Origin of the sequence: Psychrobacter sp. JB385 (assembly GCF_900163785.1) — a bacterium.
Classification (GTDB): domain Bacteria; phylum Pseudomonadota; class Gammaproteobacteria; order Pseudomonadales; family Moraxellaceae; genus Psychrobacter.
The window spans coordinates 39436-55132 of the sequence record NZ_FUKN01000010.1 but is presented as its reverse complement, the minus strand read 5'-3'; the positions used below and the strand labels follow the sequence as shown (position 1 = coordinate 55132).

General features: G+C 43.3%; 16 protein-coding genes. 9 read left to right on the top strand and 7 right to left on the bottom strand.

Annotated elements, in window-relative coordinates; genetic code table 11:
- Window positions 1–124: 124 nt before the first annotated feature.
- The 6 genes from CZ794_RS04350 to CZ794_RS04325 all read right to left on the bottom strand — a co-directional run bounded on the left by CZ794_RS04350 (window position 125) and on the right by CZ794_RS04325 (window position 4947).
- A complete protein-coding gene (locus tag CZ794_RS04350; protein ID WP_087040436.1) occupies window positions 125–1351 on the bottom strand; it encodes an NAD(P)/FAD-dependent oxidoreductase in 1227 nt (408 codons plus the stop codon).
- 59 nt (window positions 1352–1410) lie between these two features.
- Window positions 1411–2343: a VOC family protein gene (locus tag CZ794_RS04345; protein WP_087040434.1), complete on the bottom strand. Its 933-nt coding sequence runs from the start codon at window positions 2341–2343 to the stop codon at window positions 1411–1413.
- A 63-nt stretch (window positions 2344–2406) separates the two neighbouring features.
- Window positions 2407–3165 (bottom strand): SDR family oxidoreductase, encoded by a 759-nt coding sequence (locus CZ794_RS04340; protein ID WP_087040432.1) that lies wholly within the window; start codon window positions 3163–3165, stop codon window positions 2407–2409.
- Window positions 3166–3228: 63 nt separating this feature from the next.
- Window positions 3229–4272, bottom strand: coding sequence for an aromatic ring-hydroxylating dioxygenase subunit alpha (locus CZ794_RS04335; protein WP_087040430.1), 1044 nt, complete (start codon window positions 4270–4272; stop codon window positions 3229–3231).
- Window positions 4273–4300: 28 nt separating this feature from the next.
- Complete coding sequence (locus CZ794_RS04330) at window positions 4301–4600, bottom strand: recombinase-like helix-turn-helix domain-containing protein (RefSeq protein ID WP_087040429.1); 300 nt, start codon at window positions 4598–4600, stop codon at window positions 4301–4303.
- Window positions 4601–4635: 35 nt separating this feature from the next.
- Window positions 4636–4947 (bottom strand): non-heme iron oxygenase ferredoxin subunit, encoded by a 312-nt coding sequence (locus tag CZ794_RS04325; RefSeq protein WP_087040427.1) that lies wholly within the window; start codon window positions 4945–4947, stop codon window positions 4636–4638.
- Window positions 4948–5552: 605 nt separating this feature from the next.
- On the opposite strand from CZ794_RS04325, the gene CZ794_RS04320 reads away from it, so the two are divergent.
- The gene (locus tag CZ794_RS04320) at window positions 5553–6350 is read left to right on the top strand and encodes an IclR family transcriptional regulator (protein WP_087040426.1); all 798 of its coding nucleotides are present in this window, start codon (window positions 5553–5555) and stop codon (window positions 6348–6350) included.
- Between the two features lie 142 nt (window positions 6351–6492).
- Here CZ794_RS04320 and CZ794_RS04315 read toward each other — a convergent pair whose 3' ends face one another.
- Window positions 6493–7410, bottom strand: a complete 918-nt coding sequence (locus CZ794_RS04315) for a LysR family transcriptional regulator (RefSeq protein ID WP_087040424.1) — start codon at window positions 7408–7410, stop codon at window positions 6493–6495.
- Window positions 7411–7623: 213 nt separating this feature from the next.
- Here CZ794_RS04315 and CZ794_RS04310 point away from each other — a divergent pair, with 213 nt between their 5' ends.
- From CZ794_RS04310 to benE, 8 genes are all read left to right on the top strand, one after another.
- Window positions 7624–8793 (top strand): muconate/chloromuconate family cycloisomerase, encoded by a 1170-nt coding sequence (locus CZ794_RS04310; RefSeq protein WP_256958861.1) that lies wholly within the window; start codon window positions 7624–7626, stop codon window positions 8791–8793.
- Window positions 8794–8891: 98 nt separating this feature from the next.
- Window positions 8892–9182: a muconolactone Delta-isomerase gene (gene catC / locus CZ794_RS04305; RefSeq protein WP_087040422.1), complete on the top strand. Its 291-nt coding sequence runs from the start codon at window positions 8892–8894 to the stop codon at window positions 9180–9182.
- Window positions 9183–9407: 225 nt separating this feature from the next.
- Window positions 9408–10331 (top strand): catechol 1,2-dioxygenase, encoded by a 924-nt coding sequence (gene catA, locus CZ794_RS04300; protein ID WP_087040420.1) that lies wholly within the window; start codon window positions 9408–9410, stop codon window positions 10329–10331.
- 177 nt (window positions 10332–10508) lie between these two features.
- On the top strand, window positions 10509–11882 hold the full coding sequence (gene benA, locus CZ794_RS04295; protein ID WP_087040418.1) for a benzoate 1,2-dioxygenase large subunit: 1374 nt from the start codon (window positions 10509–10511) through the stop codon (window positions 11880–11882).
- A 64-nt stretch (window positions 11883–11946) separates the two neighbouring features.
- Complete coding sequence (gene benB, locus CZ794_RS04290) at window positions 11947–12444, top strand: benzoate 1,2-dioxygenase small subunit (RefSeq protein WP_087040417.1); 498 nt, start codon at window positions 11947–11949, stop codon at window positions 12442–12444.
- A gap of 93 nt (window positions 12445–12537) precedes the next feature.
- Entirely contained in the window at window positions 12538–13554 is a 1017-nt protein-coding gene (gene benC, locus CZ794_RS04285) for a benzoate 1,2-dioxygenase electron transfer component BenC (protein ID WP_087040416.1), read from the top strand.
- Window positions 13555–13601: 47 nt separating this feature from the next.
- Window positions 13602–14381, top strand: coding sequence for a 1,6-dihydroxycyclohexa-2,4-diene-1-carboxylate dehydrogenase (locus CZ794_RS04280; RefSeq protein ID WP_373407889.1), 780 nt, complete (start codon window positions 13602–13604; stop codon window positions 14379–14381).
- A 72-nt stretch (window positions 14382–14453) separates the two neighbouring features.
- Window positions 14454–15647: a benzoate/H(+) symporter BenE gene (benE, locus tag CZ794_RS04275; RefSeq protein ID WP_087040413.1), complete on the top strand. Its 1194-nt coding sequence runs from the start codon at window positions 14454–14456 to the stop codon at window positions 15645–15647.
- Window positions 15648–15697: the final 50 nt, after the last annotated feature.

The window sequence follows — 15697 nt, the reverse complement described above, 5'->3', positions numbered from 1 at the left end:
GAGAATTAACTTAAGATTTGATGATTCAATCAATGATTAAATGACATTCAAATCGTCTAGTAGAAGCGTCTTTCCTATTCAAAAAATAGCACTGCATGTCTCAGGTTCTATTTTTTGTGATTAGCTATTTGGGTTTGATCTTCATAAGATTGAATGACTGATCTTTTAATACCTCTGGATCAAGTGGCCATTCTGCTTTTATCCACCTTTTGGCTATTTTGACAATTTTGTTGTTGTTGACGGCGACTAGGTAACGCAGTTTTTTCTCATTATCGAGATAAAAAAAGCAATGATCCCCATCTTCGTCTGCTCTAACCACCAATTGACAGTGGTCGATATCGATAGGCGAGCCTAATATTTGAATGTTTTTATCGTATTGGTCCGACCATAACCATGGTATCTCTTCATAAGGCACTTGCTGAGAAAGCATGGACTGAGCGGCAACGACGCCTTGATGTTGAGCATTTGACCAAGATTGAATACAGAATCCCAAACTCGGATGAATCGCCACGTCGCCTGCCGCATAAACATCAGGATCACTGGTTTGGCAGTATTCATTGACAACAATGCCATCGCTTGTTTCTAATCCTGATACTTCCGCAATCTCTTTATTAATGTGCGCCCCTGTACCCAAAAACACCAAGTCATAGACAGCAGTATCGTTGTCATTGCTACTATCAACATGAATGGTGACGCTTTGATCCTCATCTGATTGATCCAAGTCAAGGTGTTTACAAGACAGTCTGATATGGATGCCATGCTGCTCATGAAGTTTTAATAGATAATCTGACACCTCTTGACTCACGCTTCTGGCACACAATCGGTCATTCATTTCATAGAGCGTCACGTCGATGTTTCTTTTGGATAGAGAAGCGGCAACTTCTAAACCAATCCAGCCACCACCGATGATGCCAACTTTATTTACCTGATTGAGCTTGTCACCAATATGCAGACTGTCTTTAATACTGCGTAGGCTAACCACGTTGTCGTAAGACGCCCATTGTTCGACAGGGATTTTTGCCTTACTGCCAGTGGCAATCAATAATTTATCGTAAGCAATTGCTTGATTAGTGTTGGTATAGACCGTCTTATTCTGACGATCAATACGAGTTACTTTGACTGGCTTCAATAGCTCGATATTAAGCTCAGCAACAACCTCATTCTTAAATATCTGTAACGACTCATGAGTGGCTTCGCCCAATAGCACCTGTTTGGATAAAGGAGGACGTTCGTAAAAGGCATGATCTTCGTCACCCACAATCGTGATGCGACCTGTATAACCTTCGGATCTTAGGGTTTTTGCCGCCCATATTGCGGCCTGACCTGCACCAATTACGACTATCTGATTCATGGTAAACCTCCTTATTTGTGTGCCATCTCTTTCTATATAACTCATCCAACTTTGGTCATTCACATGTTGTTGATTTGCCGTCTCGTGGTATCATCAATACCGCCCTCGACTGCCCACTCTGTAAACAAATCAAGTGAATAATCATAATGACGAGCTTGCCATTCAGGCGTTAAGTAATCGTCGTTGGTGTAGTATTCAAATGCCCCGCCAAATGGTGAATGCACATACCAAAAGTACGCAGAGGACACAGGATGGCGACCAGGCCCAATAAACGAATCCCATTTTTTTCGGTTCATGTGCAGACCGCCGCCAATGACCTCATGTATGTCTCTGACAATAAAGGCCACATGATTTAGTCCAGGCGTATCCTTATGAGGCAGTTTTAATAAAAACAGATTGTGGTGCCAGCCTTCCGCGGAGCAGCGCAAAAACGCCCCTCGATTGTTATAGGCATCTGATAGATAAAAGCCTAATTTATCTTCGTAAAATGTTTGTGCCGCTACAAGATTTGGGCTGAAGAGCACGACATGACCAATTCCCAATGGGGCGGCTTTTTCGTAGACTGGACTGGCTTCATTGATTCTATTAATAGAACCATACTGATTGATGCCCGCGCTTGCTTGATCGAGACTGGTTTGCATGACACTGATTTCAAAAGACAACGTCAGCCCATTTGGATCACGGCAATACAAAATATCTGTATCTACTTTATAACCATCGACACCTTGTAAGCGATCCTTTAGCGTGTCAAAACTCTCTTGATCATCAACAGCCCAAGTCACTTCTCTTAGCGTCGAGCCGTCTTCAAAAGCAGGCGGCAATCTGGTGTCATCTTTGTCGTAGACATAAATGGCACTACCGTTGTCCATGCTAAATTTTGTCGTGCCTTCTATATCTGAGCTGACTTCTTCTAATCCAAAGTCAGTAGCAAAGTTTTGGCATTTCTCTCGGTCTTCAACACCGAATTTTAAGGTTTTAATTCCGTTTATCATGTGAGATCCTTATTGGAGTGCTTAGGTCACTCGCTGTGACACAAGCTTGCTATTTAAATACCATCAGTTAAATACAAAGCCACCATTTACTGGAATATTTTGACCTGTAACAAATGACGCCAAATTGGACAAGAGATATACTGCTGTACCATCTATGTCTTCTGGATATTGCTTTCTGTTGAGCGCGCGACCATTGACATAATGGTCGTGGCGCTGCTGTGGTACATAAGCGGTTGCTTCAACGATGGTAAGACCTGGCAAAATACAATTAACACAGATGTTGTCTTCACCAAGCTCACGCGCCATGGAGCGAGTCATAGAGATGATGGCACCTTTACTTGCGGTATAAGCCATCAAGTTTGGTGCACCCCAAAGCGCGGTATCAGAGGCAATATTGACGATTTTTCCAGCGCTAGACGCTTTAAGATATGGAACCAATGCTTTGCTCAATAGCCACGTACCTTTGACATTAATCTGCATTACGCGATCCCAAAGATCTTCGTCATAATCCATCATGTTTTTGCCGCCAACCCCAGTTGCTAAAGCCCCACAGTTGATAAGGCCATCAATTTGAGCACTATGAGCAATCACGTTATCAATTGTCGATTTGATGTTGGATGCATCTGCCAAATCTATCTGCCAAGCAGTTGCCTTTAGCCCCTGCTCTTTTAACAAGTTGGCTTGGCTATGAACTTCATCTGCTAAGATATCCAACATGACCACGTCTGCGCCTTGCTTGGCACAAGCAGTGGCAAAAGACAGACCCAACCCACGAGCTGCGCCTGATACAACAATTCTCTTATTGAGTAGTAAATTGTTCATTAGTGCTGGAACTCCCTTTCAATTTGTATTTTGCTTGTATGTCACCTTTAAGAAGCATTCCAGTTAAGCGTTGACTTTCTCTTCTTTAGGCTCTTTTAACGCTTGCAGCTGGTTAAATTGCTTTTTGCCTTCTTTTTGAAAAATTCTTCTCAAACGAGCAAGACCCACGTCATGCTGATACAAAAATTCATGAGCCTGAGCCTGTGGTGCCATATTTTCTAAAATAATTCTGTCTTGTTCTAAGACGTCCCAGTGCAGTTTTTCAAGATAAGTGCGGTACATAAAGCGCCACGTATCACGTTGCCAGCCTTGCACTTCACGGCAGCGCCAAAAGAAGACACGGGTATGATGCTCATCAATCGGTGTGGCAAAACCGACAATCCAAAACACACCGCCAGGACCAAAATCTTTCTTATAAGGAATAGACAGTCTTAACCAAGGACTACCCGTATCGCCATATTCTACCCAATCAAAGTTCACACCTTTTTGACCTGTTTTTTCGAATACAAAGCCATCTTTGGTTTTTCTAAACTCCATATCAGATTGTTTATCGCCCTCTGACATAGAATGAGACGTCGCATGCAAAAAAGCGCCGTGCATTGGATCCATGACATTATCAACGGCATACTGATAATTGACTTTCCAATCAGCCATGCACAAAAAACTGCTCCACTCGTCACTTGCTAGCTGCTCTGGCAACTCAAGTGGCGTTGGCGTCTGACCATCTTCTAAACCAAACCAAACAAAGACGGCACCATTTGACTCTTGGACTGGATAGCTCCGTACGCAAGTCTGACCTTTCATTGGGCAGTCATTAACCGCCGGGACATCAACAACTGTACCCTTTTTGTCGACTTCTACCCCGTGATACCAGCAAGCAACCTTGTTACCTAAGTTCCAACCTAAAGACAGTCTGGCACCGCGATGCGGACATCTGTCTTCGAGGGCATGGACTTCGCCTGCTTCGTCTCTCCATAACACAAGATTCTCACCCAAGCGCGTGATACCGACTGGATTCGCTTCTATTTCCCAAGAAGACAACACTGGGTGCCAGCGATTTCTAAGTCCTAATGACAAATACTCTTCTAATGACTGAAACTGTCTCATCGCCTTATACTCCCTATTTGATGATTTTTTAGTATCCCAACCGTGCCATTTCTCGTTCAAATGACTCAGTGGTAAAAGCGCTGCCATCTCCATGAAGCATGCCTTGCTCATTCAGAGCGCTGACGACTTCTTCCACGGTCTCAGCGCCAGACGAAAACGCAGCAATTAAATTTTTTGCTAAAGACAATTCATAGTCTGTCGGCTCGTGATCACGGGTTTGCCAAACCATCAATGTTGGCTGGCCTGGCATTTGAATATTGTTGATTCCCGCATCCTTGCTAGGACTGTGTTGCTTCCAACGGATCAAGCTTTCGTTGTATTGCTGCATCCTCTTTCTCCTTTTTGGTGCATTGCTTTAGTCTTTTAAGCTTTGTCTTGAATGTAAATTTTGTCCGCTTCGATTTTTAAAGCGTACGTACATAGGTTTCGATCAGCAGGACCACTCAATAATTTGCCACTTTTAATATCAAAAATAGCCTCATGTAAAGGACACTCTACTGTCTCATCTTCGATAAAACCGTCCGTCAACAAGGCATACGCGTGTGGACACACATTTTCTAGCGCAAAGTAAGCTTCTTCAATCTGAAAAACCCCAATTTTCTTGCCGTTGACTTCTACAGATTTAGGCTCATCTTCATTGAGATCTGATAAATCGCATATGGGTAACCAGTCCATGTAAACCGTCCTTAGTTTTGTATATGAAACACTGTTTAATGTGTAAAACTTAATATAGCGTAGACTTTCTGCACTTGTCAACTACAGATTAAAGGGCTTATAAGCAACTAAGATTCAAAGAATAATTTTTATAATCAGCAACTTATCTGCGATTATCTGTGCTTACAAAGTTTTAAGTTATAAAATATTTATAGGTATTTGATGCAAGGCTAGAATAACAGGCGTCATTTTTGTAGGATAAAAACTGTCAAAATGACGTAGGAAGAAGCAATGTAACTGAGGTGGATAAAGTCGTTTTATGACCTATAAATTAGAAAATCAGAAGTCGTGGTTTGAACGATTTAGATAAGAAAGATGACATTGATGATAGAGCTCAGTAGCCGCATGACTAAAACTAATGAACCGCATGACTTGAATGACTGATCTATAAAATTAGTTAGAAAATATTATTGATACGCGTAGAGGCAGGAAGGATAGAGATTGAGATAAAATGGATAGGTCAATAAACTGCTCACCATTGTCTATTTATTATCGAGTCTTATGGACTACGCGATAAATTACCTTGTATGATAGAATATTTCTAACCAATTTTTGAGATCGATATAATGTCCGAATCATTACCTGATGATAAATATATGGTAAACAGCCTAAAAAATGGGCTTTTGTTGATGGAGTTGTTTAATAAGAATGAGATCGTGGAGATGTCATTATCAGAAATAGCAACACAGTTAGGTATTAATAAATCCAGTGCATATAGACTATTATTTACTCTAGAGCAGATGGGTTACATCAAAAAAGACCATAATAAAAACTACATGTTAGATATCAAAGTGGTTGATTTGTCTCACTCTTATCTTACGTCTATTTCATTCAAACAAGAAGCTTATGCGGTCATGGAACAACTCAGAGATGATACGGGAACTGCCGTACACCTCTTTACTTTAGATGGCACAGAGATCGTCAATTTACAAAACATTCAACCTTTAGGTAGTTTTACTTCAAATATATTGCCTGGACTAAGATGGCCCGCTTATGCCACTGTCATTGGGCAGATGCTCTTAAGTGATTTGTCGGATGAAGAAGTTAAAAAAAGGTTTGATGATTTTTCGGACTGGAAAGTTTATTCTGATGCCACACCTAAAAACCTTGATGAATTGCTACAGGCAGTCAAGCGCGCGCGCGGCAAAAGTCATTTAACCAGTTGGCAAAAGTTCAACAATGACATGGTTGCATGTACCGCTCCTATTAAGGATTTGTCCTCCAATAAAATGGTATATGCGCTATCTATAAGCTTTCCTGCACAGGCTTTTAGCTTAGAGCATTTTGAGCAGCATATTACCCCAGCCATTGTTGATGCTGCCAATACGCTCAGCAAAATTTATAAGCCTGGTTCTAACTGGTAATGGCCTTCAAATACCAATTGATTTTAAAACATACTGTCTTCTGAACGATTATAAAAAACCCCCTGACAATCATTGAATTATCAGGGGTTTTTATTGGGTAAATATTCACTGAGTATTCTTAATGTGCTGTACTTTATATACCTCAGATACGTTCTTTTTTATAATCAAAACCTTCTGCATCGTAGATTTGATAAGTGACGTTTAGTAATGTTTTTAGCAGCTCCGATTTGTCAAAATGCCTAACACTCATCACAATTGGGGAGGTGATCAGTCCATCTTCAAAAGGGATATAAGTCACTTCTTGATTACGCAAATGCTCAAGCGTTTTTGGCACAATGGTCAAACCCTCACCTGCTGCCACCAGTCCCAATGCCACATGTAACTCACGCACTTCTGTAAAATAATTGGCTTTTAATTTGCGTGCTTCAAACAATTCCAGCACGTAATCTATAAAGCTGGGACGCGGCGCGGTTGGATACAACAATAGATTTTCGTTGGTCAGATCGATTAATCTGAGACTGGTGCGACCTTCTTTTGCTAAAGGATGACCAATAGGAACCGCAACGACCAAGCTCTCCTCTCGAAGTACCATTCGCCTGATAGAAGCGTCCTCAAATAACAATCTGCCGAACCCAACATCTATTTTTCCGTCTATCAATCCTTGTGTTTGCTGCCAAGAGTTCAGCTCATAGAGTTTAATCTCTATATTTGGATATGCCTCGCGAAAATGAGCAATAACCTTTGGCAAGAGACCGTATAGAATCGATGAGACAAAGCCGATAGACAGCGTATTATCAAAATTGCCTTTACGAATAGTCATTGCACGCAGATCATCTGACTTTTTTAAGATCTCAATAGCATGATCATAAAAAAACTCGCCTGCTTCAGTCAGCTTAAGTGGACGATTTTCTCGATCAATGAGCGTCACACCCACCTCATCCTCTAGCTGTTTAATCTGTCTACTAAGTGGCGGCTGTGAAATATACAGACGGGTTGCCGCTTTATTGAAGCTTTTTTCTTCTGCAACTGCCACAAAGTAGCGTAAATGCCTCAATTCCATCTTATTTCTTCCTTGATATAGATAACAATGTCAGTTGAGTAAGATTAGACATAATGGTCTTCATACCTAAAGAACATAACATGAGGCAAGATGAATATCAAAATACCTAAAAGGTATCAGTATTAAACTAAATAGGTCTTAGACATGCTGATATCTAACATTTATAGTTCTTATTAAGCATATGGAAGCACCATTCATCAATTAGGGACTGTCATGATTCGTTCAATTAATACCCTGCTGGTACCAATACCTACTATCCGAGCACACAAGCTTGCTTGTACCGTCATGAACGAACAAGTACTCGTACTCGTACACATCCAAACAGAAGATGGCTATGAAGGCTGGGGCGAAGCGACAACGATTGGTGGTCTAAGCTACGCTGACGAAAGTCCTCACAGCATCAAAACCAATATCGATACCTACCTTACCCCGTTATTACTGAAAGAGCAGCCTGCCAACGTAGCAAAAGCCTTGCAACTGCTAAATGTTCATATCAATGGCAACCGTTTTGCGAAATGTGCGATTGAAACCGCGTTACTCGATATTGAAGGCAAACGTCTGAACCTGCCTGTTAGTGAGCTAATCGGTGGTCGTGTCCGTGATCGTATCGAAGTTGCATGGACACTTGCCAGCGGTAATACCGCGACCGATATCAATGAAGCCAAGCAAATGGTTGCACAAAACAGGCACCGCATTTTTAAATTAAAAATTGGCAGCCGTCCTATACTTGACGACGTGGCGCATGTATTGGCAATCAAGCAAGCGTTACCCAACTGCCGCATCACGGTCGATGTCAATCAGGCTTGGACAGAACTTGAAGCAATGAAAGGTATCAGTCTACTACAAAATGGCGGCGTTGATCTTATCGAGCAACCCATATCGATGCGTAATAAATCAGCACTGAAGCGCTTAACGGAGCACTTTGATGTACCGATTATGGCAGATGAAGTGGTTCAAGACCCACAAAATGCTTTTCAATTAGCAGCCGACCACTGTGCAGATGTTTTTGCGGTAAAAATCAATCAGGCAGGTGGCCTAAAAGCAGCCTGCCTGATTGGACAAATGGCACATTTGGCAGGCGTGGAGCTGTATGGCGGTACGATGTTAGAGGGCCCTATTGGCACAGCGGCATCAGCCCATGTGTTCTCAACATATCCAAGCTTAAGGTTCGATACAGAGCTGTTCGGTCCGCTCTTATTGACTGAAGATATTTTAGCGCAGCCATTAGATTATCAAGACTTTGGCCTAAATGTCCCTACAGGTGCAGGTCTGGGCATCGAAGTTGATAACGACAAAGTCTATCATTATGCCAAGCAGGCCGCAGCCATGCTAACAACGCCATCGTTAGATTATGCAAATAACACTTATAGTGAGACCGTGTAACCGAGCACTATTGGGTATAAGAATATACCTATAGTAATAAAGGCTGATAGAAAGCCCTTATCAGTCGTATTCCCCTCATTAAATGTAAGGAAACAGTTATGTTATATCACGTCAGAATGGATGTTTTATTACCGACCGATATGGATGCAGATGCGGTCAATGAGCTTAAAGCCACCGAAAAAGCCCTATCGCAAAAACTACAAGAGCAAGGCAAATGGCGTCACATATGGCGTTTGGCTGGTGAATACGCCAACTTTAGCATCTTCGATGTTGAGAGTCATGAAGAGTTACACGACATTATGATGTCTTTGCCGCTTTATCCTTATATGAAAGTTGAGATCACCCCATTACTCCGTCATCCATCCTCTGTGCGTGATGACGATAGCTGATAATTGCTAATGCTATCAATAGGTGTCATCACAACCAGACACCTCCTCAATAGCACATCTAACTAACAGCTTCTTATTTCTTATTACTGAACAGCCGTGGTCTATATAAGACCCAGTATATTTCGTCATCCAAAATTTGATCAAACAGTTAATAAGACAAACAAAATTTGAGTAAGAATACTCGATAACCTGACCTTTTAAACAGTCCTCAACAAGGAGAGAGACATGGAACGCAGCCAAATTGAATCTTTAGCCACGCAGTTCGTCAAAGGCAAAATAGACTTCCCTGAGCAGGTCAATCCACGCGTACAAGAGATTGTACTACGTATCGTCACCGATCTTATGCAAGCCATCAATGATCTCAAAATCACGGCCGACGAATACTGGTCTGGTGTGGAGTTCATCGGTGATTTGGGCAAAGAAGCAGGATTATTATCACCCGGCCTTGGCTTTGATCATTTCATGGATCTGATGATTGAAGAAGATTTAAAAGCAGCGGGTCTGGATGGTGGGACGGTTCGTACCATCGAAGGCCCACTATATGTCGCTGGTGCGCCAGAAGAAAAAGGCTTTGCGCGTCTAGATGACGGTACAAACCTTGATATTGGTACCGTGTTATTTATGCAAGGTACGGTTTATGGTGAAGACAATCAGCCACTACCAAACGCCAAAGTAGAGGTCTGGCATGCCAATAGCTTGGGCAATTATTCGTTCTTTGATGAATCACAAACACCTTTCAACCTACGTCGCAGTATCATCACGGACGAAAACGGCAAGTATGCTTTTCGTAGCATCGTGCCACTTGGATACTCAGTACCGCCAGATGGCATGACACAAAAAGTACTCGGGGCATTAGGACGTCATGGTCATCGCCCTGCCCACATTCATTTCTTTGCTAGTGCAGAGGGTTATCGCAAGTTGACCACACAGATCAACATCGATGGCGATGAATACTTATGGGATGACTTTGCTTTTGCAAGCCGTGAAGGTTTAGTACCAGAGGTTACTATGGTCGAAGATGCAGACAAGCTAAAAGAAAAAGAAGTTGATAAGCCTTATGCCAGTATTGATTTTGATTTTTATCTTGTCAAAGACATCGAACAAACTGTTCAAGGCAGCGAAGTCGAACGCCGACGCGCCCAAGGTTAAGGTTGCTTGATAGCGTCATGCAATAGCAAGTATTTAAGACTACAGCAAGCGTTTAAGACTACTCGCTATTAAATATAAATAAACCATCACGTTTTGCGTTTGATACGTCCATAGCTGCCGTATCAAGCGTCAACTCTTACTCTTATTTCACACCGTTATTATACAAGGAAGGCCATTATGAGCGAGCGTATCAATCTAGTACCTGAAGGATCAGATATTACCATTGATGATTTTTTAGAAGAAAATAAAGAAGAAGGCGTTTATCGTTTGCATCGTAGCGCCTTCACCAATCAAGAGCTGTTCGAGCTTGAAATGAAACATATCTTCGAAAGCAATTGGGTGTATCTGGCGCATGAAAGTCAGGTGCCAAATAATAACGATTACTACACCTCCTACATTGGACGTCAGCCCGTCATCCTTGCCCGTAATAAAGAAGGTGAGCTGCATTGCATGATCAACGCGTGCTCACATCGCGGCGCACAATTATGCCGCCACAAAAAAGGCAACAAGACCACGTACACCTGCCCTTTCCACGGCTGGACTTTTAATAACTCAGGCAAACTACTCAAAGTAAAAGACCCAAGACACGCAGGGTATCCTGAAGGCTTTAACAAAGAAGGCTCACACGACCTCAAACCGGTCAAGCTTGCCAACTATAAAGGCTTTTTATTCGCCAGTCTAAATGATGACGTTGCCCCTATCGAAGAGTGGCTAAGCGGCTCTACCAAAATCCTTGACATGATCGTCAATCAATCTCCAGAAGGTCTCGAAGTCCTACGTGGCACTTCAACCTATACCTTTGATGGAAATTGGAAGCTACAAGCAGAAAATGGTGCCGATGGTTACCACGTGTCAGCCGTACATTGGAACTACGCGGCGACGACTGCGCGCCGTAAAGAGCAAGAAGCGATAAAGGCCGACAATATCAAAGCCATGAATGCAGGGAAATGGGGTCGTCAAGGCGGTGGGTTTTACTCCTTTGAAAACGGTCATATGCTGCTATGGACACATTGGGAAAACCCACAAGACCGTCCAAACTATGCGTATCGTGACGATTATGTGGCCAAATATGGCGAGGCGATGGCGGATTGGATGATTGGGCGTTCGCGTAACTTATGCCTGTATCCAAACGTCTACATCATGGATCAATTTGGCTCGCAAATCCGCGTGCTTCGTCCATTAGCCGTTGATAAAACTGAAGTCACCATCTGGTGTATCGCGCCAAAAGGCGAAAGTGATGAATCACGTACGCGCCGCATTCGTCAATACGAAGACTTCTTTAATGTCACTGGCATGGCGACGCCTGACGATTTGGAAGAATTCCGCTCATGTCAAGAAGGCTACAACGGGATTAAGCTGGAATGGAACGATATGTGCCGAGGCTCAGAGCATTGGATTGAAGGGGCTGATGAAGGCGCTGCTGCCATTGATCTTAAACCTTTGATGAGTGGGGTTAAGACCGAAGATGAGGGTCTCTATACCGTACAGCATCGCTACTGGCATGAAGAGATGAAAAAAGCCTTGGCACAAAAAAACAACGACACGGTATAGCTGGCGACCAAAGCCTGTCGATGGCTGATGGTGGCAAGACCAATCAATATATAAGGATAGGATTATGAAAAACACAAGCATTAGTATCGAAGAGATTCGGAAGTTTTTATACCGTGAGGCACGTTTACTGGATGAAAAAAACTGGGAAGAATGGCTCACGTGTTACGACGAAGACTGCCCATTTTGGATGCCGAGTTGGGATGATGATGGCGAGCTAATTAGTGACCCGCAACGAGAGATCTCACTGATTTATTACCCTGATCGTCGTGGTCTTGAAGATCGTATCTTCCGTATCGAAACGGAGCGCTCATCCGCAACCATTCCCGATACTCGTACTGCCCACAACTTGTCCAATATTGAGTTGCTGGAGAATAACGACGGTATCGTGACGGTGCGCTTTAATTGGATCAACAAGTCTTTTCGCTATCACGAGACCAATACCTACTGGGGTTACTCTCAATACAAAATAGACATGACTCAAGATCGTCCAAAGATTTTGGATAAATATGTGGTTTTAAAAGACGACTATGTGCATCAAATTATGGATGTCTATCACGTCTAATATTCGCTCATTATTTGGCTATTAATCAGCCACTGCCTAATCAATATTTAGTAAATGCTTCATTTAATACGTGTTGAAAAAAGGATATTTCTCATGGAATACAGTATTGCTCTACAGTTCGAAGACGGCGTCACAGGATTCATCAAGTGTGAAGCAGATGAGACGGTTGCCGAAGCCGCGTATCGTCAAAAATTTAACATTCCAGTGGATTGTCTAGATGGCGCATGTGGCACTTGCCGTTGTCATTGCGAATCGGGCAGCTATGACATGCACCCTGATATGTATATCGAAGATGCCCTCACAGAAGCTGAAGCCAGCGAAGGCTATGTATTGACCTGTCAGATGATTCCTGAAAGCGACTGTGTCATTAAAGTACCAAGCTCTTCTGAAGCTTGCAAAGTCGGTAAATCGACTTTCAAAGGCAAACTTCAACAGCTCAATGTCTTGTCTGAATCAACCATTCACTTTGGCATTGATATCGAAAATCCAGATGCCTTGGTATTTTTGCCAGGACAATACGTCAATATCAATATCCCCGATTCTGACGAGACACGCTCTTACTCGTTCAGCTCTGTACCGAATGCCAAGCAGGCTGAGTTTGTGGTTCGTAATATTCCTAACGGCAAGATGAGCACCTTTTTATCGGATATCGCGCAACTTGGTCAAGACATTGATTTTGAAGGGCCGTTTGGTAGCTTTTATTTGCGTCCGCTGGTTCGCCCGACTCTATTTTTGGCAGGTGGAACGGGCATTGCACCTTTCTTATCGATGCTAAAAAGCTTAGAAGTGAGTGGCGGTCATCACCCTGTCAATATGGTTTATGGTGTCACCAATGATACGGATTTGGTAGAAATCGAAAAGCTAGAAGAGGTAAAACAAAACCATGCATGGTTTGATTATCGTACCTGTGTGGCAAGCGAAGACAGTCATCACGAGCGTAAAGGCTATGTCACAAGTCATGTGGAAGAGGATTGGTTAAATGGCGGCGATGTCGACGTGTATCTTTGCGGCCCTTTAGCCATGGTTGACGCGGTCAGTCATTGGTTAGATGCCAGTCAGCTCAAGCCCAGCAATTTTTATTATGAGAAATTTACGCCAAGTGAAAAATAACAGGGCTTAGATTATAAAAAGACAAGCAAGGTTTTTAGGAGATAGCAATGAGTAAACGCTTTGATAATAAAGTCTGTATCGTCACGGGTGCCGCCCAAGGTATTGGGCGCGGCGTTGCTTTACGTCTCGCAAACGAAGGCGCAAAAGTCGTTATGGCAGACTTCTCGCCATTGGTGGAAGCAGTCTTAGCTAAAATAATCGCGAACGGCGGTGATGCGATAACGATTCAAGCAGATCTTGAGACCTATCAAGGGGCACAAGACACGGTCAATAAAGCCATAGAGACTTATGGTCGTGTCGATGTACTCGTGAATAATGTTGGCGGTGCGATATGGATGAAACCCTTTATCAACTTCTCAGAAGAAGACATTCAAAAGGAAGTCAGTCGCTCATTATTTCCAACCTTGTGGTGTTGCCGTGCAGTATTGCCAGCCATGGTCGAGCAGCAATCAGGTACTATCGTAAACGTCTCTTCCGTCGCCACACGTGGTATCAACCGTATTCCCTATTCCACTGCAAAAGGCGGTGTCAACGCCATGACCGCCTCGCTCGCTTTTGAGTACGCCAATGATGGAATTCGTGTCAATGCAGTCGCCACAGGCGGTACTGATGCACCGCCCAGAAAAATCCCTCGAAATGCTACGCCCTTAACAGATGATGAAAAGCTATGGATGCAAGCAGTCGTTGACCAAACCATTGATCGCACCTTTATGAAACGCTACGGCACAATCGATGAGCAGGTCAATGCCATTGTGTTTTTAGCGTCAGATGAGTCCTCCTATATCACTGGCAGCACCCTTCCTGTTGGTGGTGGCGACGCAGGCTAAATTTTTTAGCAGTATTGTAGACTGACTCATCGTTACTACCCTTTGATTATCGCTCATTTGCAAGGAAGCAATATGGCCTCTGTCATCCAAACCTTAAAAAAAGACTGGTCACTCTCGGCGTCTGTGGCAGGATTTTTGGCGGTACTCATCTCATATGCTGGCCCGTTGATTATTTTCTTTCAAGCTGCGCAAGCCGCTCAGATCTCAGATACTATGATGGCTTCTTGGATTTGGGGCATATCTATAGGCGCTGCTGTCTCTGGCATTTATCTGTCTATTAGATATAAGGCACCTATTATTACTGCTTGGTCAGCGCCTGGCACGGCACTACTGGTGACCGTGTTTCCTGAGATGAGCATCAATGAGGCCGTATCGGCTTATATCCTCTCAGCCGTAGTGATATTTTTGGTAGGCGCTACTGGTTCTTTTGACAAAATTTTGCGGTGGATTCCTAATGGTATTGCGGCAGGCATGATGGCCGGTATTTTGTTTCAGTTTGGTTTAGAGCTTTTTGTTGCCACCAACACCATGCCATTTATCGTATTTAGCATGCTCGGTTGCTATTTATTCGCCAAGCGGTTTTCACCGCGCTACACCATGATTTGGGTATTGCTATGCGGGATGATATTAAGCGTGTTACTTGGCAGAATGAACCCTGTCGATATGGATTTGGCCATTACCATACCGACGATTATTTGGCCTGAATGGACGTGGAATGCGACGTTTAACCTTGCCATTCCGCTTATCTTGGTCAGCTTAACAGGACAGTTTTTACCCGGCATGGCCATTTTGAATCTTAGTGGCTACGACACGCCTGCCAAACCCATTGTCAGTGTGGCAAGCCTTGCGTCATTAGCCGTCGCTTGTGTGGGCGGCATTACCATTGTACTCGCGGCCATCACCGCAGCCTTGTGTATGGGCAAAGATGCGCATGAGCTGCGAGAAAAACGCTATATCGCAGGGGTTGCCAACGGCATCTTTTATTTATTAGGCGGCTTGTTTGCAAGCAGTATTGTCATTGTGTTTAGTCTGTTGCCAAAAGAGCTGGTCGCGGCATTGGCTGGACTGGCGCTCATTGGGGCTATCGCTACCAACATTACGATTGCCATGAAAGACGACGAACAAAGAGATGCCGCCTTAATCACTTTTTTGGCGACCGCTTCTGGCATGAGATTTTTGGGATTGAGCTCGGTGTTTTGGGGCATTGTTATCGGTATGGTGGCTCATTATGTGTTAAACAAAAAGCGTCTATTGTCATTTTCTTAATCACAAATTTCACGAGCTATTGATAGTACTATTTTCCAGTAACCCTTGTT

Coding starts and splice junctions, on each gene's coding strand:
- CZ794_RS04315 (WP_087040424.1), bottom strand. CDS start 7,410: ATGGAATTGAGGCATTTACGCTACTTTGTGGCAGTTGCAGAAGAAAAA.
- CZ794_RS04310 (WP_256958861.1), top strand. CDS start 7,624: ATGATTCGTTCAATTAATACCCTGCTGGTACCAATACCTACTATCCGA.
- catC (WP_087040422.1), top strand. CDS start 8,892: ATGTTATATCACGTCAGAATGGATGTTTTATTACCGACCGATATGGAT.
- CZ794_RS04335 (WP_087040430.1), bottom strand. CDS start 4,272: ATGAGACAGTTTCAGTCATTAGAAGAGTATTTGTCATTAGGACTTAGA.
- CZ794_RS04350 (WP_087040436.1), bottom strand. CDS start 1,351: ATGAATCAGATAGTCGTAATTGGTGCAGGTCAGGCCGCAATATGGGCG.
- benB (WP_087040417.1), top strand. CDS start 11,947: ATGAAAAACACAAGCATTAGTATCGAAGAGATTCGGAAGTTTTTATAC.
- CZ794_RS04330 (WP_087040429.1), bottom strand. CDS start 4,600: ATGCAGCAATACAACGAAAGCTTGATCCGTTGGAAGCAACACAGTCCT.
- benE (WP_087040413.1), top strand. CDS start 14,454: ATGGCCTCTGTCATCCAAACCTTAAAAAAAGACTGGTCACTCTCGGCG.
- benC (WP_087040416.1), top strand. CDS start 12,538: ATGGAATACAGTATTGCTCTACAGTTCGAAGACGGCGTCACAGGATTC.
- benA (WP_087040418.1), top strand. CDS start 10,509: ATGAGCGAGCGTATCAATCTAGTACCTGAAGGATCAGATATTACCATT.
- CZ794_RS04340 (WP_087040432.1), bottom strand. CDS start 3,165: ATGAACAATTTACTACTCAATAAGAGAATTGTTGTATCAGGCGCAGCT.
- catA (WP_087040420.1), top strand. CDS start 9,408: ATGGAACGCAGCCAAATTGAATCTTTAGCCACGCAGTTCGTCAAAGGC.
- CZ794_RS04325 (WP_087040427.1), bottom strand. CDS start 4,947: ATGGACTGGTTACCCATATGCGATTTATCAGATCTCAATGAAGATGAG.
- CZ794_RS04320 (WP_087040426.1), top strand. CDS start 5,553: ATGTCCGAATCATTACCTGATGATAAATATATGGTAAACAGCCTAAAA.
- CZ794_RS04345 (WP_087040434.1), bottom strand. CDS start 2,343: ATGATAAACGGAATTAAAACCTTAAAATTCGGTGTTGAAGACCGAGAG.
- CZ794_RS04280 (WP_373407889.1), top strand. CDS start 13,602: ATGAGTAAACGCTTTGATAATAAAGTCTGTATCGTCACGGGTGCCGCC.